This is a genomic window from Pseudoalteromonas sp. ASV78 (assembly GCF_047806705.1).
Taxonomy (GTDB): domain Bacteria; phylum Pseudomonadota; class Gammaproteobacteria; order Enterobacterales; family Alteromonadaceae; genus Pseudoalteromonas; species Pseudoalteromonas prydzensis_A.
This window is the reverse complement of sequence record NZ_JBLOPA010000002.1, coordinates 221,103-240,262: the sequence shown is the minus strand read 5'-3', so window position 1 is coordinate 240,262 and position 19,160 is coordinate 221,103. Positions and strand designations below refer to the sequence as shown.

21 protein-coding genes are annotated in these 19,160 nt (G+C 40.8%); 15 read left to right on the top strand and 6 right to left on the bottom strand.

Translation table 11 applies throughout. The annotated features are described in order from the left end of the window. Positions 1 to 112 precede the first annotated feature (112 nt). From ACMVDV_RS19250 to ACMVDV_RS19240, 3 genes are all read left to right on the top strand, one after another. The gene (locus tag ACMVDV_RS19250; protein ID WP_416159276.1) at positions 113 to 538 is read left to right on the top strand and encodes a response regulator transcription factor; all 426 of its coding nucleotides are present in this window, start codon (positions 113 to 115) and stop codon (positions 536 to 538) included. An 80-nt stretch (positions 539 to 618) separates the two neighbouring features. Beyond that, the gene (tyrS, locus tag ACMVDV_RS19245) at positions 619 to 1,875 is read left to right on the top strand and encodes a tyrosine--tRNA ligase (protein ID WP_416159275.1); all 1,257 of its coding nucleotides are present in this window, start codon (positions 619 to 621) and stop codon (positions 1,873 to 1,875) included. Positions 1,876 to 1,969: 94 nt separating this feature from the next. Then, on the top strand, positions 1,970 to 2,548 hold the full coding sequence (locus ACMVDV_RS19240; RefSeq protein ID WP_416159274.1) for a DJ-1/PfpI family protein: 579 nt from the start codon (positions 1,970 to 1,972) through the stop codon (positions 2,546 to 2,548). Here the strand turns inward: ACMVDV_RS19240 and ACMVDV_RS19235 are convergent. Further along, positions 2,545 to 3,435 (bottom strand): LysR family transcriptional regulator, encoded by an 891-nt coding sequence (locus tag ACMVDV_RS19235; RefSeq protein WP_416159273.1) that lies wholly within the window; start codon positions 3,433 to 3,435, stop codon positions 2,545 to 2,547. The two genes, ACMVDV_RS19240 and ACMVDV_RS19235, sit on opposite strands and share 4 nt — an antisense overlap. Positions 3,436 to 3,530: 95 nt before the next feature. On the opposite strand from ACMVDV_RS19235, the gene ACMVDV_RS19230 reads away from it, so the two are divergent. The 3 genes from ACMVDV_RS19230 (at position 3,531) to ACMVDV_RS19220 (ending at position 5,564) form a co-directional block, all read left to right on the top strand. Continuing rightward, a complete protein-coding gene (locus ACMVDV_RS19230; protein WP_416159272.1) occupies positions 3,531 to 4,022 on the top strand; it encodes a DUF2938 domain-containing protein in 492 nt (163 codons plus the stop codon). Between the two features lie 9 nt (positions 4,023 to 4,031). Then, positions 4,032 to 4,676, top strand: a complete 645-nt coding sequence (tmpT, locus tag ACMVDV_RS19225) for a thiopurine S-methyltransferase (protein WP_416159271.1) — start codon at positions 4,032 to 4,034, stop codon at positions 4,674 to 4,676. Between the two features lie 90 nt (positions 4,677 to 4,766). After that, entirely contained in the window at positions 4,767 to 5,564 is a 798-nt protein-coding gene (locus ACMVDV_RS19220) for a DODA-type extradiol aromatic ring-opening family dioxygenase (protein ID WP_416159270.1), read from the top strand. A 51-nt stretch (positions 5,565 to 5,615) separates the two neighbouring features. Here ACMVDV_RS19220 and ACMVDV_RS19215 read toward each other — a convergent pair whose 3' ends face one another. Both ACMVDV_RS19215 and ACMVDV_RS19210 read right to left on the bottom strand, forming a co-directional pair. Then, on the bottom strand, positions 5,616 to 6,236 hold the full coding sequence (locus ACMVDV_RS19215; protein ID WP_416159269.1) for a DsbA family protein: 621 nt from the start codon (positions 6,234 to 6,236) through the stop codon (positions 5,616 to 5,618). Then, positions 6,230 to 7,093: an MBL fold metallo-hydrolase gene (locus ACMVDV_RS19210; RefSeq protein ID WP_416159268.1), complete on the bottom strand. Its 864-nt coding sequence runs from the start codon at positions 7,091 to 7,093 to the stop codon at positions 6,230 to 6,232. Before ACMVDV_RS19210 ends, ACMVDV_RS19215 begins: the two co-directional genes overlap by 7 nt. A 103-nt stretch (positions 7,094 to 7,196) precedes the next feature. Here ACMVDV_RS19210 and ACMVDV_RS19205 point away from each other — a divergent pair, with 103 nt between their 5' ends. Next, on the top strand, positions 7,197 to 8,078 hold the full coding sequence (locus ACMVDV_RS19205; RefSeq protein ID WP_416159267.1) for a LysR family transcriptional regulator: 882 nt from the start codon (positions 7,197 to 7,199) through the stop codon (positions 8,076 to 8,078). Positions 8,079 to 8,209: 131 nt separating this feature from the next. Further along, positions 8,210 to 10,540 carry a S9 family peptidase gene (locus tag ACMVDV_RS19200; RefSeq protein ID WP_416159266.1) on the top strand — a complete coding sequence of 777 codons (2,331 nt, stop codon included), beginning with the start codon at positions 8,210 to 8,212 and terminating at the stop codon, positions 10,538 to 10,540. A 294-nt stretch (positions 10,541 to 10,834) separates the two neighbouring features. On the opposite strand, the gene ACMVDV_RS19195 is transcribed toward ACMVDV_RS19200, so the two are convergent. After that, positions 10,835 to 11,719: a LysR family transcriptional regulator gene (locus tag ACMVDV_RS19195; RefSeq protein WP_404343313.1), complete on the bottom strand. Its 885-nt coding sequence runs from the start codon at positions 11,717 to 11,719 to the stop codon at positions 10,835 to 10,837. Between the two features lie 136 nt (positions 11,720 to 11,855). Here ACMVDV_RS19195 and ACMVDV_RS19190 point away from each other — a divergent pair, with 136 nt between their 5' ends. The 5 genes from ACMVDV_RS19190 (at position 11,856) to ACMVDV_RS19170 (ending at position 15,752) form a co-directional block, all read left to right on the top strand. Beyond that, the gene (locus ACMVDV_RS19190) at positions 11,856 to 12,626 is read left to right on the top strand and encodes an SDR family oxidoreductase (RefSeq protein ID WP_416159265.1); all 771 of its coding nucleotides are present in this window, start codon (positions 11,856 to 11,858) and stop codon (positions 12,624 to 12,626) included. 71 nt (positions 12,627 to 12,697) lie between these two features. After that, positions 12,698 to 13,135 carry a hypothetical protein gene (locus tag ACMVDV_RS19185; RefSeq protein WP_416159264.1) on the top strand — a complete coding sequence of 146 codons (438 nt, stop codon included), beginning with the start codon at positions 12,698 to 12,700 and terminating at the stop codon, positions 13,133 to 13,135. A gap of 390 nt (positions 13,136 to 13,525) precedes the next feature. After that, the gene (locus tag ACMVDV_RS19180) at positions 13,526 to 14,056 is read left to right on the top strand and encodes a DUF6795 domain-containing protein (RefSeq protein WP_416159263.1); all 531 of its coding nucleotides are present in this window, start codon (positions 13,526 to 13,528) and stop codon (positions 14,054 to 14,056) included. 32 nt (positions 14,057 to 14,088) lie between these two features. Beyond that, the gene (locus ACMVDV_RS19175) at positions 14,089 to 15,237 is read left to right on the top strand and encodes a lipase family protein (protein ID WP_416159262.1); all 1,149 of its coding nucleotides are present in this window, start codon (positions 14,089 to 14,091) and stop codon (positions 15,235 to 15,237) included. Positions 15,238 to 15,455: 218 nt separating this feature from the next. Continuing rightward, a complete protein-coding gene (locus ACMVDV_RS19170; protein WP_416159261.1) occupies positions 15,456 to 15,752 on the top strand; it encodes a hypothetical protein in 297 nt (98 codons plus the stop codon). 150 nt (positions 15,753 to 15,902) lie between these two features. Here ACMVDV_RS19170 and ACMVDV_RS19165 read toward each other — a convergent pair whose 3' ends face one another. Beyond that, positions 15,903 to 16,754, bottom strand: coding sequence for a LysR family transcriptional regulator (locus ACMVDV_RS19165; RefSeq protein WP_416159260.1), 852 nt, complete (start codon positions 16,752 to 16,754; stop codon positions 15,903 to 15,905). A 130-nt stretch (positions 16,755 to 16,884) separates the two neighbouring features. Between ACMVDV_RS19165 and ACMVDV_RS19160 the strand changes: the two genes are divergently transcribed. Further along, positions 16,885 to 17,574, top strand: coding sequence for an FMN-dependent NADH-azoreductase (locus ACMVDV_RS19160; RefSeq protein ID WP_416159259.1), 690 nt, complete (start codon positions 16,885 to 16,887; stop codon positions 17,572 to 17,574). 106 nt (positions 17,575 to 17,680) lie between these two features. Here the strand turns inward: ACMVDV_RS19160 and ACMVDV_RS19155 are convergent, their stop codons facing one another. Further along, complete coding sequence (locus ACMVDV_RS19155; RefSeq protein WP_416159258.1) at positions 17,681 to 18,118, bottom strand: PACE efflux transporter; 438 nt, start codon at positions 18,116 to 18,118, stop codon at positions 17,681 to 17,683. A 91-nt stretch (positions 18,119 to 18,209) separates the two neighbouring features. Between ACMVDV_RS19155 and ACMVDV_RS19150 the strand changes: the two genes are divergently transcribed. Next, positions 18,210 to 19,085: a LysR family transcriptional regulator gene (locus ACMVDV_RS19150; RefSeq protein ID WP_416159257.1), complete on the top strand. Its 876-nt coding sequence runs from the start codon at positions 18,210 to 18,212 to the stop codon at positions 19,083 to 19,085. Positions 19,086 to 19,160 lie beyond the last annotated feature (75 nt).

Below are 19,160 nucleotides of genomic sequence, written 5' to 3'. Positions count from 1 at the left end.
GGCATCCGCAGGAGGCGTTTATACTCTTAAAGAGGTGTCTGGCTCGTTAGCTGATTATAAAAGCTACCAGCGAGAGTTTTACGCACACACGGCGTGGCACGATGAGTTGTGTTTGTCTGTCAAACTGGATCAGAGCCGCTGGGTGGCGGTTTATATTGGCCGTACACAAACACCACATTTTACTGCAAACGACATTAATGGGTTAACGGCAGGGTTTGAGTTGCTTAGCAGTTTGTGTCATCAGCAGTGGGCACATGCACCATTTAGCTTGCCCGATGCTCCTATTGAGCGACTGGAAGTTCGTCAACTAATTGCCCACGCATTAACTTCTATTGGCAGCCAGGTACTAACAAAGCGCGAACAGCAAATTACAGCGTTATTAGTACAAGGACTCGATTCTAAAGAGATTTCATGGCAATTGGGGATAGAGATTGGCACGGTAAAAAATCATCGTAAAAAAATTTATGAAAAACTGAATGTGTCATCATTGAGTGAGTTATTTCAGTTCTTTCTTAGTCACTTAATTGTTGCAGACTAATATTGATATGTGTCCCTTTAGGGATATCGTTTTCGTTACTATGCCTCGTTACTCTACTTATTCACACAGTAGAGGTTACTATGAACAAAACACTGATGGCAGAGCTGCAACAACGCGGCTTAATTGCACAAACCACAAATTTTTCAGCGCTTAACGAATTACTTCAACAGCCACAAACGGTATATTGCGGTTTTGATCCCACAGCCGGTAGTTTGCACATTGGCCACTTAGTCCCCCTTATGATGCTAAAACGCTTTAATGATGCGGGTCACCAAATTATCGCCTTAATTGGTGGTGCGACGGGCATGATTGGCGATCCTAGCTTTAAAGCAACAGAGCGTCACTTAAACACCTCGGCAACCGTAGCAGACTGGGTGAGTCAACTTGCAACGCAAATACACAGTGTATTGGCTACGCATTGTGGGTCTAACGTGACAATAGTTAATAATACCGAGTGGATTTCAGGCATTAATGTTATCGATTTTCTGCGCGATATTGGTAAGCACTTTACGATTAATGCAATGCTCAATCGTGATTCAGTCAAGTCGCGTTTACAGCGTCCCGAGCAAGGGATCTCTTATACTGAATTTAGCTATGCTTTATTGCAGTCTTATGATTTTGTTAAGTTAAATAAGCAGTTTGGGTGTAAATTACAAATTGGCGGCAGCGACCAATGGGGCAATATTGTCAGTGGCATTGATTTAACTCGACGCATTAATCATAGCGCAGTGTATGGCTTAACGTTGCCATTGATCACTAAATCCGATGGTACTAAATTTGGTAAAACAGAAGGTGGTGCAGTGTGGCTCGATCCCGCTAAAACGTCGCCTTATGCTTTTTATCAGTTTTGGCTTAATACCCCAGATGAAGATGTTTATCGTTTTCTTAATTACTACACGTTTTTATCTACAGAGCAGATAGCGCATATTGAACGTCAAGATCACGCTCGAACTGGCAAACCGCAAGCACAGCAAATTCTTGCTGAGCAAGTTACGCAATTTGTTCATGGTGAACAAGGATTAGCAACAGCACAACGCATAACACACGTATTGTTTGCTGGTGAGCCTACAAAATTATCGGTTACCGATATTAAGCAGCTTGCTTTAGACGGCTTAGAACGCTATCAGGTCGGTAATGAGCAGGCGTTGTCAGCGCTGTTGGTCACCTGCGGTTTAGCAAAATCAAAACGCATCGCGAAGCAATTACTCGCCGAGGGGGCTATTAAAATTAATGGCGATATTGTGACTAGCGACTCTTTAAGCCAGTGTTTTGCTTTATTTGATCACTACTGGATTATACAACGGGGTAAAAAAGCCTTTCGCTTATTAATACGCTAACTTATACAGCTTGCTGTATTAATTTATTGCACTTGGCTTTGTTATCTTGGCTCACGTATATTAAATAAATAATTACTTTTTGAGAGGGAAGCGAATGAACATTGGTATTTATATTTATGATGACGCTGAGGTATTGGATTTTTCAGGGCCTTTTGAAGTGTTTAGTACAGCGAAACGATTAGCGAATAATGATTGGCAGGTGAGCCTGATTGCTGAAAGTAATACGCCGGTTATGGCGCGTGGCGGCTTTAGTGTAAACCCCCATTACAGTTTTGCCGATCATCCTCAGATTGACTTACTCATTGTTGTAGGGGGTGTGCATAGCCATGAGCTGGAAAAGCCAAATGTAATTAACTGGATACGAGAAACAGCAGCATCTGCTACAAAGGTCGCCTCAGTGTGTACGGGGGCATTTTTACTGGCCAAAGCGGGTTTACTTGATGGCTTAACGGTGACGACACACTGGGAAGATCAAAGCGATCTCGCGGATATGTTCCCAGCTTTAACGGTGATCGGCAATAAACGTTGGCTGTCACAAGGTAAATTTACTACCTCTGGCGGTATTTCTGCGGGCATTGATATGAGTTTGCAGCTAGTTGCAGAATTGATAAGCCCTGAACATGCCGAGTTTACAGCAAAGCAAATGGAATATCAGTGGCATAAAAATGTTTAACCGTATGGTAGTTGCTCCTTAATAAAAGCATGCATATAGTCGCGTAAACAAAGCGCTTTTTTACTAAGTAAACGACCACTTGGCCAAATAGCATAAATTTCGCGACTGTGGCTTTGCCACATCGGCAACACCCTTACTAATTCACCCGTATCTAGCTCGTTTATAATTTCAAAACGCGGTAACAAGCCTACCCCTTGGTGATCAGCGACTTGGTATTTTACAAAGCTTGTGTCGTTATAAATACTATTAAAGCGGCACATATGCGTATAGCTTGCGCGTGTTTTTATATTGCTTAATGGCCATTTATTTCTCAGTGTTGTGCCAATTAAACGATGCTGCTTAAGATCGCTTGGCTCTGTGAGTGCTGCGGCATTGGCTAAATAATGGGGTGTTGCTACTAAAATAGAATCAGCCTGGCCGAGCTTTTTTTGCTGTAATAACGAGTCAACTTGTGGGCCTATTCTTAGTGCTAAATCGGCTTGGCTTTTAATAATGTCTTCAAGCTGGTTATTTAAAATCAGCTCCAGTTGTATATCAGGGTATTGTTTACAAAACGACAACCACATTGGCTTTAAAAAACCATGACAAATATTAAGTGGCGCAAGTACTTTGAGTTTTCCGCTCAGTTGCTCTTTTTGTTGATTGAGTTGATGGCTGGTTTGTTCAAATTGCTCAACTAAGCTTGCGTAGCTTTGATAGTAAACCTGCCCTTGCTGGGTGAGTGTGCATTGGCGCGCCGAGCGGTGTAGTAACTTTTCGCCAAGGCGTGACTCCAGACGCTGTAAGCGCCGCGTAACGGTTGCCGCAGGCAAAGATAAATATTCCCCCGCTTGAGATAAGCCACCTTGTTGCACTATGTGCACAAACAACACGATATCATCTAACATAATTCCACTTTTGCAATTTAAGTTTGATTAAAGCTTTGTATTTAACGTTTTTGTAATTCTATATCATAGCGCTTAGATTTTCAGCACAGGAGAAGATGATGTTTGCAACGATTGATTGGTGGGCGGTGATAGTGATGGGAGTTGGTGCAACGGCGTTACTTGATGTGTGGGGATTATTACTAAGCATATTTGCTATACGTTCTTTAAATTATTGTATGGTGGGTCGCTGGTTAAGTTTAATGCGCTATGGGCAGTTTAAACACCTTGCTATTAATAATGCCGCTGCGCAGCAAAACGAATGTGCTATCGGGTGGTTTAGCCATTATTTAATTGGGGTTATTTTTGCCCTGCTATTTTTATTACTGATGCCAAGTAGCTGGTTAGCTGCGCCGAGCTTAGCCCCTGCCCTGTTGTTTGGACTGCTGAGTGTTGCTATGCCCTTTTTTGTTATGCAGCCTGCCCTTGGGCTTGGTATTGCTGCGGCTAAAACGCCCGCACCAATGGCTGCACGCGTAAAAAGCATTTTATCTCATGCTGTGTTTGGCGTGGGGTTGTATCTCAGTGCAATTGTGTTATTACAGTTTTAAGGAGACGCTATGCATGCAGAATATTGGCTAAACCGCTGGCAAAGTAACGATATTGGCTTTCATAGCGGTAATATAAACCCAAGCTTAGATCGTTATTTTACTAACTTAAATTTACCTATAAATAGCCGTGTGTTTGTACCTTTGTGTGGCAAAACAGTCGACATTCACTATTTGCTTAATAAAGGCATGTACGTGGTGGGTGTTGAACTCAGTGAGCTTGCTATTCGGCAATTATTTATTGAATTAGCGCTCACGCCAAAAATAACTAAGCACGGTTTACTTACCGCGTATCAGGCTCAGGGCATCTGTATTTGGGTAGGGGATGTATTTGCTTTAACAGCGGATCATTTAGATCATATTGATGCAATTTATGATCGCGGCGCATTGGTGGCGCAGCCCTTCGCTATTCGTAATCAATACGCCCAACATTTGATTACCCTGAGTCATGCTGCGCCGCAATTATTGATCACCTGTGTGTATGACCAATCGCAGCGCAGTGGCACGCCTTATAGTGTACCAGCGGCTGAAGTACAGAGTATTTATGCAAAGCAGTACACATTAAACATGCTCAGCTGCGAGAAATTAAGCCAAGGTATTAAAGGCGTTACCCCTGCAAGTATCACTGTTTGGTTGATGAGTCCTGGCGCTTCTTAGAATTTGCACTTTAGCTGTGCATTTTTGTGGCTAGTTAATTGCGATTTGTGCATGCATTATAATAACCACGTAGATCAATTAAGGGTTATTATGCAACAACCAAATGTTTTCTTTTTATCTCATGGTGGCGGCCCATTACCGCTGCTAGGTGAACCCAGCCATAAAGAGATGGTGACTTGTTTGCAATCTGTGGCTGCTAAAATCAGCAAGCCTAGTGCTATTTTAATGATCAGCGCTCACTTTGAAGCAGACCCTATTACAATTACAGCCTCAGCAACACCAAAGTTGATTTATGATTACTACGGCTTTCCTGAGCAGGCGTATCAAGTAACTTACCCTTGTGCAGGTGAGCCTCAGCTTGCTGAGCAGGTGCAGCAGGCCTTACAAAGTAACGGTATTACTGCAAACCTTGATACCCAGCGTGGCTTTGATCATGGCATGTTTGTACCATTAAAAATCATGTTTCCTGAGGCCGATATTCCATGTGTACAAATATCCTTGCATCCAAGCCTTGATCCTCTGCTACATCTTCAACTGGGTAAAGCGTTGCAAAGTGTAGATTACGATAATCTCTTAATTATTGGCTCAGGCTTTACATTTCATAATATGCGAGCTTTTGGTACGACCCAATCAAGCGATGTTAATCAGCAAAATCAGGCGTTTGAAAATTGGCTGGTAAACACAGTCGCGGATCAAACATTAACCGAGCAACAGCGCGAGCAGCAACTATTAATGTGGAGCCAAGCCCCTGCTGCACGCTTTAATCACCCCAGAGAAGAACACTTGTTACCGCTGCATGTTTGTTATGGTGCTGCTATGCGAGCAAGTAGCGAGGTGTTTGAATTGAATATTGCTAATAAGCAAGCCAGTATGTATTTGTGGCAATAATAGCAAACACGCTTAGCCTAGTTTTGCTGTTAAGCGTGTTGTTTTATATTATTAAAGGTAACTGTTAATATAGCTTTGCCACTGTTTTACATCACCATAAAAGTCATTATGTGCTAAGCGCTCAAAGCCATTTGCTGTTTCAATTAACAGTGTTGGAAAACCTTGTACTGCCAACGTCGCCATCATGGTTTTACTATGCGCTATGTGTGCTAGAGTCGGTTGTTTATTTGCCAATATGTCGGTTTTAAATTGCTTTACATCAACGTCCAACTGCTCAGCTATTGTTACTAGGGTTGTTAATTCATTAACCGGCAAACCTTTTACATAGTGGCATTGCTGTATTGCACTCAGTGTTGTGTATTCTGTAATGCCTTGCTCTTTTGCCGCAACAATCGCTTGTATTGGCAAGTACGAGTCAAAAATAACGTTTTTTTCAGCTTTTATACGTTGCTTATAGGCTGCAGCAAATGGCATACCTGTCAGCTGCGCTATTTGCGTATCGCTGGCTAAAATATGCTGACGAAAACTAGCTGCTATCAGTGTATTATCGATCATCCCGCCAGCATGAAAATGCAGTGCCACGTCTTTATTCTCAGCGAGTGCAGCAATTAAAGGTGTAGCACCATAGCACCAGCCACACATGGGATCATAAAAATAATGAATTGTTACCATGTCATTTCACCTGTATGTACTTGAGCGCCAATTGATAATGCCATTGGCAATATAGCGTCAGGGTATGATTGAGTCATGTTGTCTATCAACATCTTACTGTTATTGCTTTGCTGCTTCGCTTGGGCAAAGTCTTTTAAATAAGTGCTAGAAAAGTTGATATGACTGGCGTCAAGTTTGCTGCCTGGCTTCATATGACCTGGGATCACTATATCGGGTTGCAACGCCTGCATCTCTTGCAGCTGCTTTGCCCAAGCGGTTTGCTCTGCGTCTGTTTGTGCATCTGCCATCCATAAGTGTACGTCACCATAAATGGCAACATTACCTAAAATAGCCTTGTTGTCGGGTATCCATAAGTAAGGACGGTGACTTTGCTCACCGTTAGTGCCGCGAATTTCAATCGTATGACCTTCTAATTGCAACGTGTTGCCGTTATAGGCGGTTGGCAATATCGGTGTTTGAGGGGCATTACTCGCCATTTTCGGCGCCCAATATGCCACTTTATCTTGGTTTTTTGCTGCAATGACTTTTTGTACTGCTGGCGTAGTAATTATGTTTGCTTCAGGAAATAGCTGATGCAGCACTTCTGCGCCAAAGTAGTAGTCAGGATCAGCTTGGCTAATAAAAATTGTTTTTAGCTGTTTGCCTGAATCAATTACTTTAGCGGCAATGCGCAACGCATCGGCTTTAGTAAAACCAGTATCAACTAATATTGCATCGCGCTCGCCATAAACAAGCGTGGCATTTACATGAAAGCTGTTGCTGTCGGCATTGTATACATCAAGGGTGAGTTGATTATCTTTTGCGACTGCGATGTTAGTTGCTAATAGTGTACTGAGCAAAAGTGTAAGTGTTTTCATTATTTTCTCTGATTGGTTGTGAATGAGAGCATAATAAAGGTTTGATATGTTCAGAAAAACAACCAATAATTAGCATCATTATTTCTTAAATCGAGCAAATGCTATGGATAAACTCACTGCTGCAAGGGTATTTGTTGATGTTGCCTATTCCGGCAGCTTTACTGCCACCGCAGAGCGGCTAGAAATGTCGCGGCCTATGGTTACGCGCAATATTGAATCAGTAGAAGCGTGGCTCAATACCCGATTACTGCATCGTACTACCCGCAAAGTGACTCTCACATCAGCAGGGGCAGCCTGTTTGCCAGAAATAGAGCAGTGGTTAGCGCAAGCGAATAGCTTGGTTTTGCAAACTCAAAATCAACATGAGCTGTCGGGGCAAATTAGGGTTGCAACCAGTATGTCACTGGGTTATGCGCAGTTGGTTAAAGTGTTTACCGAGTTTATGAAGCGCCATCCTAAGGTACACATTGATATTGACTTACAAGACTCGACCACGGATCTTATTGCACAGCGCATTGATCTTGCGATACGCATAGCGGCTAATCCTGATCCGTCGTTAATTGGTAAACCTATTGCTGTTTGCGACTCGATATTGGTGGCATCACCGCGTTATTTAAGCGACTATCCGCCAATCACTGAGCCAAAACAATTAACCACTCATCAGTGTTTAGGCTATAAAAATTTTGACCGTCATGTGTGGCATTTACGTAAGCAGGCGCAGTTTCAATCTGTTGATGTAAAGTGCAAGCTCACCGCTAACGAGGCCACCACCCTACTGTACGCCGCTGTGCATGATGGCGGGATTGCTGTGCAACCAAACTATTTAGCTGATCCATTTATTAGTGACGGACGCTTACAGCAGGTATTGCCCGAGTGGACGTTGAACCCGATGAAAATTTATGTGCTTTACCCGTCTCGTAAACACTTATCAGCCACGGTACGCGCCTTAATTGACACCCTGAGCGCGGCATTTACGACCCGCTAAAAATGACTTAGGCCTATATGAAGTTTGGGTTTAACGCATTGCTTATTGCGTTAAAGGTGCTGATATTAAGCGTTTTAATTTGTTACAGTAACAGCGTTAAATGCGTTAATCGCCTTCCTAGGAAATAGAAAATGAATATAATAAAAATATCAGGGTTTGCTTTAGCTGCTATTGTTGGTATGAGCCTACAAGCATGTTCAAGCAGCGAAAATGCAGTGCAAAGTACAAGGAGCAGCACGATTAATAATCCACTCAGTCTTGCGCAAATTTATAAAGAGAAAGACTTTAAAGCCGAGCGAAGCAGCTATTTTACGTGGCTTGATGATGGCACAGGTTACACCGTACTTGAGCAACGCGAAGTCGATAAGAACAATAATAAAGACCAAGATACAGCAGACGAAGAGCACGGTGTAAAAGGCAATGACATTGTGTTTTACAATGCCGATGGCACTGGCCGAAAAGTGTTGGTAAATTATGAAAAATTGATCCCTGAAGGGCAAAAAGAACCACTGACCGTGGAAAGCTATCAGTGGTCAAAAGATGGTAAATGGCTAATGCTGTTTAGTAATGGTGAGCAAGTGTGGCGCTCACGTAGTCGCGGTGATTTTTGGTTACTTAATTTAGACAACAATCGGCTTTATCAACTCGGTGGTGAGCAGCCAGAGCCTAAAAAACTGATGTTTGCGAAGTTCTCGCCAGACAGCAGCAAAATAGCCTATGTGCGCGACAATAATATTTATATGCAAGCGGTTGGCAGTAATGTGGTAAGCGCATTAACTAGCGATGGCAGCACCACCTTAGTCAATGGTAATTTTGATTGGGTTTACGAAGAAGAGTTTGGCATTGCAGATGGTTTTCGTTGGAGCCCAGATAACCAATCAATTGCCTATTGGCAGCTTGACACCCGTGATGTTAAATACTTCACCATGATCAACAATACCGACGAGTTGTACCCGACTCTGAAAGAGTTTCCTTACCCAAAAGCGGGTGAAACTAACTCAGCCGTGCGCGTTGGTGTAGTAAGCCTTGCTGATAAGAAAACCCGTTGGGCAGCACTTGAAGGCGATAACCGTGATCGTTACATTCCGCGTATTAGCTGGGCGGGTACGGGTGAATCGCTGATGATCCAAGATTTAAATCGCCCACAAAATCATAACAAACTATGGTTATTTGACTGGCAAAAACAGCAACTCACTAAAATTTTAGAAGATAAAGACGATGCCTTTATTGAGTGGTTTTATAAAGCCAATTGGTCAAAAGACGGCACGTTTTTTATTTGGCACAGTGAACGTGACGGTTGGCGTCATCTTTATCGCGTTTCCCGTGATGGTAAAACAATTACTGATTTAACCCCTGGCGAGTACGACATTATCGACATGCTAGCGCTTAATGAAGATAAAAATGTGATGTATTTTACCGCCTCGCCCAATGATCCGAGTCAGCGTTATTTATACCGCACGTCATTGGATGGTAGCAGTAAACCGGTGCGCGTGACACCTACTGAGTTTGCCGGCTCAAACAGCTATTACATGTCAAAAGATACTTCATGGGCTATGCACACTTACTCAAAATTTGGCACCCCGCCAACTAAAGAAATTATTAAAGTGAGCGATCACAGTAATGTAAAAACCTTAGTTGAAAATAACCAACTGAAAGAAAAGCTCGCTAAGCAAAGCCTACCAAGACATGAGTTTTTTAAAGTAAATGCGCAAGATGGCACCGAGCTTGATGGCTACATTATGTTCCCTAACAATATGGATAACAGTAAGAAATATCCCATTGTTTTTTATGTATATGGCGAACCATGGGGCTCAACGGTACAAGACCGTTTTGAAGGCGACAGCTATTTGTATAAGTCTTATTTAACTCAGCAGGGTTTTATTGTCGCATCGGTTGATAACCGTGGCACACGCGCACCCAAAGGCCGTGATTGGCGCAAATCGATTTATAAAAAAATTGGCTCTATCACAGTGCAAGACCAAGTCGATGCACTCGATGCCATGGCAAAACGCTGGGATGTAATAGACACCGAACGTGTTGGCGTGTGGGGTCACTCAGGTGGCGGTAGTTCAACCCTTAACTTATTGTTCCGCCATGGTGATAAATTTAAAGTGGGGATTGCCTCAGCGCCGGTACCAGACATTCGCTTGTACGACACTATTTACCAAGAACGTTATGCGGGTAACCCCAATACCGACCCTGAAAGTTACGACAACACCTCGCCTATTACGTTTGCGAAAAACCTAACCGGTAAGCTATTGCTTATTCACGGCACTGGCGATGACAACGTGCATTACCAAGGCTCAGAACGCTTAATTGACGAGCTGGTTAAACACAACAAACAGTTTGAGTTTTTCTCATACCCAAACCGTTCACACAGCCTACGAGAAGGCAAAGGCACTACCCTGCACTATCACACCATGATGGCCGAGTTTTTTGAGAAGAATTTACTGAATAAATAATCGCTTTAAAAAAGTTAGATGCTAAAAAGCCACACGTTAACCGTTGTTAGCGTGTGGCTTTTTTAATCAAAATGTAAGGGGGGTTTACAAAAACTAGTTGAAAGGGAAAAGGCTCAAGGGGAAAGGTTTTGAACAACTCAGTGTTCAATATGGGTTGGGTAAAGTGTAGCTAAGGCCAAAAAATACAGAACCAATCACCGCTGCTGAAAGCGACTAGTTGGTTTGTAGGTGAATTTATTTAGTATCTTTCAAATAACCTGCTGACACGGGAAGTGCGCCTGTTTTGGTGATTGCCTAATTAAAATCAAAGTGTTGCTTGACCATTAAGTCAATAAATTTCCTTACCTTTGCTGGAACATATGAAGCTGAACTATAAAGTGCATGCAGAGGGTAAGCCTGCAAGGTGTATTCCGGTAAGAGCACTTCAAGGTCACCATTTCTAATCTCTTCATGAAAAAACCAACGCGGACCAAGATGGATACCTACGCTTTCAAGGACAAGGTTTTTGACAGCGGTGACGCTATTGACAGTGAAACTACCATTCACTTTTACAGATTCACATCGACCCTCACTAATAAGCTCTAGCAAAGATCTGGATTGGTTTCTTGAGTAAAAAATAAAGTTATGTGATTCAAGGTCATTAACTGTTTGCGGCGTTCCATTTTCTATTAAGTAATTTTTGCTTGCCACAAGGACACGTGAAACTTCACCTAGCTTTCGACAAATTAAATTAGAATCTGGCAGTTTCCCGATTCTAATGGCAACATCGATTCCTTTCGAACAGATATCTTCGTATTGGCTGCCTAGTATCAGCTCTACATTGAGTGATGGGTATATCTGTTGCATTTTTTTGAGAACAGGGACAACAAAATGAGCTCCAAAATCAACGGGGGCGGTGACACACAAAGTGCCACTTGGACTTTCTTTTTGACTTGAAATTGAAGCTTCGAGGGCGTGTTTTTCATCTAATATTTTTTTCAAGCCTTGGTAGTACTCAATACCGGCTTCCGTTGGAGTCGAACGGCTAGTCGAGCGCTGCAGCAGTCTAACACCTAAGTGTTTCTCCAAAGCTGCAATTTTTCTGCTAACTGTTGAAGGGTCTGTATTCAATTGTTCAGCGGCACCTTTTAAGCTACCCGATTCAACAACTCGGATAAAGAGTTGCTCTTGAGTTTCCATAGCCTACCTTATGTTTAAGTCACTTATTGCAGCATATGCATTTAATTGATGAAAATATGCCCCCTACAGAATATAAATGCAAGTCGATATTATCTCTTTAGCATAGACATAACCCTAAATAAACTAGGAGGTAAGTATGACAAATACTAATATAGATAAAGACTTAGCAGGTAAAGTAGCGCTAGTAACAGGTGCTGCACGTAACATGGGACGCGCATTCGTCGTTTCTTTAGCCAGTCGTGGTGCTGATGTGGTGATCCACTATAATTCAGAATCATCTGCCAGCGATGCAGAGGAAACGGCGCGTTTAGCTAAAGAGCAAGGCGTTCGGGCATTATTGGTGCAAGGAGACCTTTCCAAAGAGGCGGCGGTAGAAAAAATCTATCAAGAAACGCTGGCAGCATTCAAGCAAGTTGATATTGTTATTAATAATGCTGGGCTGGTTGTTAAAAAGCCAATGATTGATGTGACTGAAGATGATTTTGATCGCTCATTTGGAATAAATGCTAAAGCTCCATTTTTTATCATGAAGCATGCTGCTAAACATATCCAAGATAACGGTCGAGTGATCAATATGGGGACATCGTTATTGAGTGCTTTTACCGGATTCTACGGCGTTTACGCGGGATCCAAAGCACCTCTTGAAGATTTTACCCGCGCCTTAGCAAAGGAGATTGGTAGTCGTGGTGTTACCGTTAATACTGTTGCTCCTGGCCCTATTGATACGGCGTTCTTCCACGGTGAAGAAAATGCGCAATCAGTTGCATACTTAAGTGCTGCAAGTGTGATGGGACGACTTGGTAATATAGAAGATGTGGTGCCAATGATCAACTTCCTAACATCTGAAGAGGCACGCTGGGTGACTGGCCAAACTTTATTTGTAAATGGTGGATTTGTTACACGATAATTAAAAAGTGGGCAGCTGAATAAGTCGCCCACCATTTCTGATCTCTTTATATTTAAAGGAAGGTAAGAATTATGAAAAACATCAGCCCCAGCCCCGTTAAGTTTAGGTTTTTATTTTTTTATTCATTTATGTTGGTTTTATTCTTCAGTTTCTCTCACGCTCAAGCAAATGACAATGAACCAACGCCTAAGCAAATTGTTTTGGAATTAATTAGCGCTATGGAAGTAAATGATCCGCAACGCATTAAAGCGGTTTTCACCGATAATTCTAGTCAAACATACGAGCGTTGGTACGCAAGAGAGAAAAAAGACGAGAAATTTAGATCATGGTTAAAGTCAGATATTATTGATGTTCATGGTCGAGTATTAAATCCCAAGCTCCAAGTCGATGGCAATCAAGTGATTGTCACAGGTACTTACATCAATAACGACAGTTATAAAAGTACTGCTGATTTTCTTTTCATCGTCAATAATGGAAAAATCGTTAACTGGACAATGCGATATGATTAATGCATTTTTACACTTTGATTAACGTTGACCTGAATATTTATCTTTTTCGGAGTTAGCTTTATCAGAACTGAGTGTGAAGAAAAAAGCACAGGCATAAATTGATGGCTGTGCCATTTTATTCTTCCATTATCTTCGTTATGTATGAAAACTATGGGGCAGGTCTAGTTTCTTGCTTTTTAAACCAAAGTGCAAAAAGAAGACCCTGCTGGCTTTCGATTTTCCGAATGATAGACAAGATATACATCTTAAGTTTTAACTATTGTATTTTATATAAGCTTGTTTATCATGTGAGGTATATTTACAAAGGTATGTGAATATTAAAGTTTGATAGGGAATCATATAGCAACCCTCTACAAAAAGTTCACAGCCTATTTTTAAGGCTTCTTGTTTATGTCATTTTTAACAACACTTAAAAAGTTTGGTAATCACATTGGTGCTTACAAGGTACACCTATGCCCTGAGGTAAAAGGTCAAGTTAGTGAAAAAGGCAAGCCTTTATCGAATGTGAAAATAGAGAGAGTGTTAAATTTTTCTGATGGTAAATGTGTTGAAGATTTCACTTACACTGATAAGAATGGAAGCTTCTCACTACCTGAAGTTAATATCCGCTCTAATCAACCAGCAGTCCCACTTGCTGAAATTTTTACTTCTCAAGCCGTTTTTTTATCCTACGATCATGAAGAATATTGCCTCTGGGGTTCCAGATTATCAGGCGTTAAATATCGAGAGGAATATGCAAGAAAGTTAAGGCAATTAATAGCCGATACCTCTGATGAAAAGGTTCTTTTTAAATTTGATAATAAAAAAATTGAAGGCTATAAATTTGAGGCTTTAAGTATTTGTCGTTGGTCTGACGATTTTGAAGTAGTGGAACAAAATGCTTATTTTGACCTTTCTGAAATTGAAACGGATGATAATTAATAAATTTAAACCTAAATTATAAGGAAATATTAATGAATGTTTTAAGCCCTGCAATAGCTGCTAATTTTGCAGCTATTTCATACGAAAGCCTTGATAAAAGAGGCTTAAGAGCTAACCCATACTTTGAAAGAATTAGCTCTTTATTTTCGTTCGAATCAGAATCTATAAAAGGTGTAAGTGGTTCTATTCTTGAACGGGTTTTTAATCACTCGACCAACTTCGGCTGCATTGCAAAGGGTAAAAAGGGAATATTTGAAGGTGATTATGTTTTAGCTTTACGTGGTACGGCTAAAATTCGTGATGTTGTTACTGATTTACATTGTGGTTTAAGTACTTGTAGTAATAATCAGCCAGTACATGCGGGCTTTAACCATACATTTAACTCTTTTAAGAGCCAATTAGAACTGTATTTTAGACAAAGCACTAATAAAAAATTAAACATTCATGTTGTAGGTCATAGTTTAGGTGGTGCTTTAGCAAACTTAGCTGCTAACTGGTTAAAACAACGTTTTGGTGCCAATGTAAAATTATATACCTTTGGTGCGCCGCGAGTTGGTTATAATAGCTTTGCAGTAAAAACGGAGTCCGCAACAGATAACAAAATCTATCGTTGCGTACACGCCGCTGATCCAGTTCCTTTAGTGCCTGTGTGGCCATTTATGCATACGGAGCAAGAGTATATTTTACACGGTGCTGCCACTATTACTCCAAAAGCACATAGTATGACTAATGAGACGCCAGGATATTTACATACGGCAAGCAACTTTAAAAGTTATTCTGCTATCAACAAAGGAATGGAAAAACGAATTCAAGAAGAGGTAAGGCTTGATTACGATAAACGGCTAGAATGTAGCCGCACCTCTAAATGGGCTAGGAAAATTGGTGCAGCTTTAATTACTCATTTACGTGATACTGGTAAGCTATATGCGATACAAAATCATTTTTCTAACGCTCTTACAGTGTACGATCAGATAGCTAAAGCGTTAGCTGATAGCATTGATTTTTCTAAAAGTTGTACTAAAGATGTAAAAGGGATTCTAGGACATATGTTAACATTTTGTGGTTATCCATTTCAGATAATTTCTTTTACTTATGCTTCTATTAGACATATTTTACAATTAATGCTTAAAAATATTTTTGCACTGGCGGGTGAAGCGATAGCGTTAACAAAATCTATCTAAAAAAACCGCCAGCAGGCTAATGCCGATCAGTTAAGAAGCTTTTTGATTGATCTTCTGTAGATATGAAAATCCGATGAATATTTATCTCATTGGATTTTTTATGGAACTGTCAAGCTCCTGAGAGAAAGAGGTCAAATCGTGACTTCATACATCACAATAATTGACTGACCGTTATCGCTCGCAGCCGAATATTCATAATGTGATTTAGGGTTACGATAATGAACAGACATTTTATGGGACGTTTCTTTTTTTTAGTTGCCATTGTGTTGATAGTAAGTACTGAAATTTATTTAACCATCATATTTAGAGGATTTATTTTAGCAGGTAAAGGTATTGGTGTTTGTGGGGTCATATTATATTTTGTTGTGATTATAGTCAGTTCCCTTTTATGGTTGCTGTCTTACCGCATTAGCAAAAGTCGAGTTCAAGCCGCTATATTTTGGCTTTTAGTTTTAGTCCTCACTCCCATTATTATATTTCAGCCTACATGGTGGTCTGCTCCACTTCTTAACTAACTTTAAAGCTTAGTTCCTAATACTTAGATAAGTTGTGAAAGTACAATATCTGATATTCACAGTATTCTGTGAATTATTGCCAAAACGAACTCGTAACCACCTAAATTCACAATAAACTGTGAATTTAGGTCGCTGCAAATCTAACTAACCTTACAAGTTCAACAACCCTTCTAGCCATTCTAAAACTAAGTGTGTATCGCGGGTTTGAAAGCGCTGTTTATTCGGTATGTAGTAACAAAACTCAGATGCAATTGGTTGAGTGTTAAAGTGCTTGAGTAACTCGGTATTTAATAGCCGTTGTACTAAGGTGACTGAGCAAAATACCAGTCCACTGCCTGCCATGGCTTCTTGAATGCCGAATAGCTCTTGGTCAAAGGTTTTTATTACAAATAATGCGGGATCTAAGTTATTTCGAGTAAGCCATTGTGCAAGCGGTGGCTCGCTCAGGGCGTTGTTTTTCCACTTGGTTGTATAAAGGGTTACAGGGCCGTTCTGCCAAGGGGTATCTTCGGCTTTATACGAGCCAAACAGATTAAATTGCTCGGTTTTTATAATGTCGTCAGCACTGACATTTTTACGCTCTGCAAAGCGAATGGGTAAAGTGTGCGATTGTTTATCAACTGATTCACTGGTTGATATATCAACCTTAAGATTAGGCTGACTAACCGCTAGCTCCTGTAATGCCGGTATTAACCGCAGTGCCGCGAGTGATGAGGTGGTGGTTATTTTAACTGTTGCACCGGCTGCGTGAACTTCTGCTAAGGCTTGGTCAATGCGGTTAAATCCATCGCTTGTGGCTGCACTTAAGTATTCACCGGTTGGCGTGAGGGTGATCTTTCTTATTTGGCGGTAAAACAAATCAACATTTAAGCGGCTTTCAAGGTTATTTATATGATGCGAAATGGCGGTTGGTGTGATCGATAGTTCATCGGCCGCGGCTTTAAAACTGCCTAAACGCGCCGCCGATTCAAAGGCTTTAAGCGCTTGTAGTGATACTTGCATAAAGTAGCATTCGCAACTAATAAGAATAATTATAGATGAGTATAACTTATTTATAGTTGAGGTTAACTCGTTTGTATAAAGCACTTTTAAGCTAGATGATTGCCTCACATTTACTACGAGGATAAACATCATGACCACCCTACTGCATATAGATGCAAGCGTAAGAGCCGCAAAAAACGACAACCCAGATCACGATTCAATCTCTAAAAATATTGCTAAACGTTTTATAGATAGTTTTGCACAGCAACAATCTATAGATGAGTATATTTACCGTGATGTAGGTGTGAACCCACCGCCTTTTATTACCCAAGAGTGGATTGGCGCAGTATTTACTCCAGACGATAAAAAGTCAGCTGAGCAAAAGCAATTGCTGGCGTTGTCAGACACCTTAATTGCAGAAATCGCTGCGGCTGACATTATCGTTATTTCATCGCCCATGTATAACTATGGTATGCCCGCGCAGCTTAAAGCATGGTTTGATCAAGTCGTTAGAATCAATAAAACCTTTGACTTTGATCTGGCCCGTGGTGATTTCCCACTGCAGCCTTTGCTGGGCGGTAAAACACTGATTGCGATCACTTCAACCGGTGAGTTTGGTTTTGAACAAGGCGGTATACGCGAACACATGAGCCATTTAGTGCCGCATTTACGCACTTTAAGCAAATATTTAGGCGTGACAACGATTCACGAAATCGCCTCAGAGTATCAAGAGTTTGCAGATCAACGCCATCGTCAGTCATTAGCCAAAGCTTACACTAAAGCGCAAGCGCTAGCATTACAGCTATCATCAAGCAATATGGTAAGTGTGGGCTGTGTATAGCAGTTATTTTACGTTGAATTGTGTTTTTTGTATTAAGCCACAAATTCCGGCGTGGCTTAATACAATATGCAAAGGTATGAAAATGCCATCAATATGAGCTATAAAATCATGTAGTTGCTACATTTTTTTCATTGCTAACCCATTTTTTGTAAGGCTGATATTTATCGTATAGCCAGTTAAATACTAGGGTATAAATTAAAATAAAGACTAAAAAACCAGCCTCTAAGATTGCTGCTGCTAGCCAAGTTATATTTAAATACCAAGCGAGCACTGGCAAGGTGATGATAACCATCCCCAATTCAAAGCCAAGGGCATGAGAAATACGTATGGCTAGGCCACGGTTTATACGCTCATAGCCCGCTAATTTATCGAACAGTAAATTATAAATATAATTCCAAAGCATCGCGAACATAGATAAGCTAATACCCACCATTGCCATTTTTCCCGTTTCGTAGCCAGCAATTAAAACTGTCATGGGTATCACGATTGCCAGTGTTGTTAGTTCAAAAAGAATGGCCTGAAAAAATCGCTCGATGGTATTCATGTTTTAATTTATTCCTCTATTTAGTGACGATATGGTTATTTTCATCCAAAATAAAGATATTAAATAGTTAAATAGTATCTGTAAAAGCGATATGTTTAGTATTGATCAATTGCATGCATTTATTGCCACTGTAGAAGCCGGTTCATTTTCGGCGGCGGCTCGTCGCCTAAGTAAAGTTCAGTCGGTGGTGAGCCAGCATATTATTAATTTAGAAATAGACTGCAATACAGCCTTATTTGACCGCTCTGGGCGTTATCCAAAGCTGACAGCAGCGGGTGAAAAGCTACTCCCGCACGCTCACGCATTACTAAGCCAGCACCAGCGTCTACAAAATACAGCGCTATCATTAACAGATAACACGCCAACAGAAATCACCATCGCTTTAGATGAAGGTGTACCATTTAAGAATATTGCTAATACAATTAATGAGTTAAAGATTAAATATCCAAATACCACACTGGAGTTTTTAAATGCATCGAGTTTAGATATTATTGATATGCTAAAAAATGAAAAAATACTCACAGGCGTTATTTTTAGTGAATTAGTGATCCCGAGCTATTTAGATTTTGAATGTATTGGCACAATTAAGTTTGATTTATATGTTGCGAAGTCTCATCCATTAGCGGATCAGGTTTGTGAAAATATGGATATTTTAAGATTGCATCGTCAGTTGCTTATTCGCTCTCGGAATACGCAAACAAGTAGCTTTCAATTAAAAGTAAGCCCAGATATTTGGTACGCAGATAATTACTTTTTATTACTGGAACTTGCATTACAAGGCCATGGTTGGTGTTTATTACCTGATCATGTGGCCGTTGAGGCTGTTGAAAATGGTCGCTTAGTTAAGTTGCCACTCGAGTTTGAAGAAATGGGCTGGCAAGCAAATGTTGATGTATTACAACACCAACGCCATAGTAATTTAGCCGTATTTAAAGTGCTCCGACATTTATTGCGCAACCTACTATAAAATAAAAAGAAGCACTAAAACACAATGGATTGTACGAGCTATGCGGTTTTAGTTATTTGTAAAGGGGCATGACAG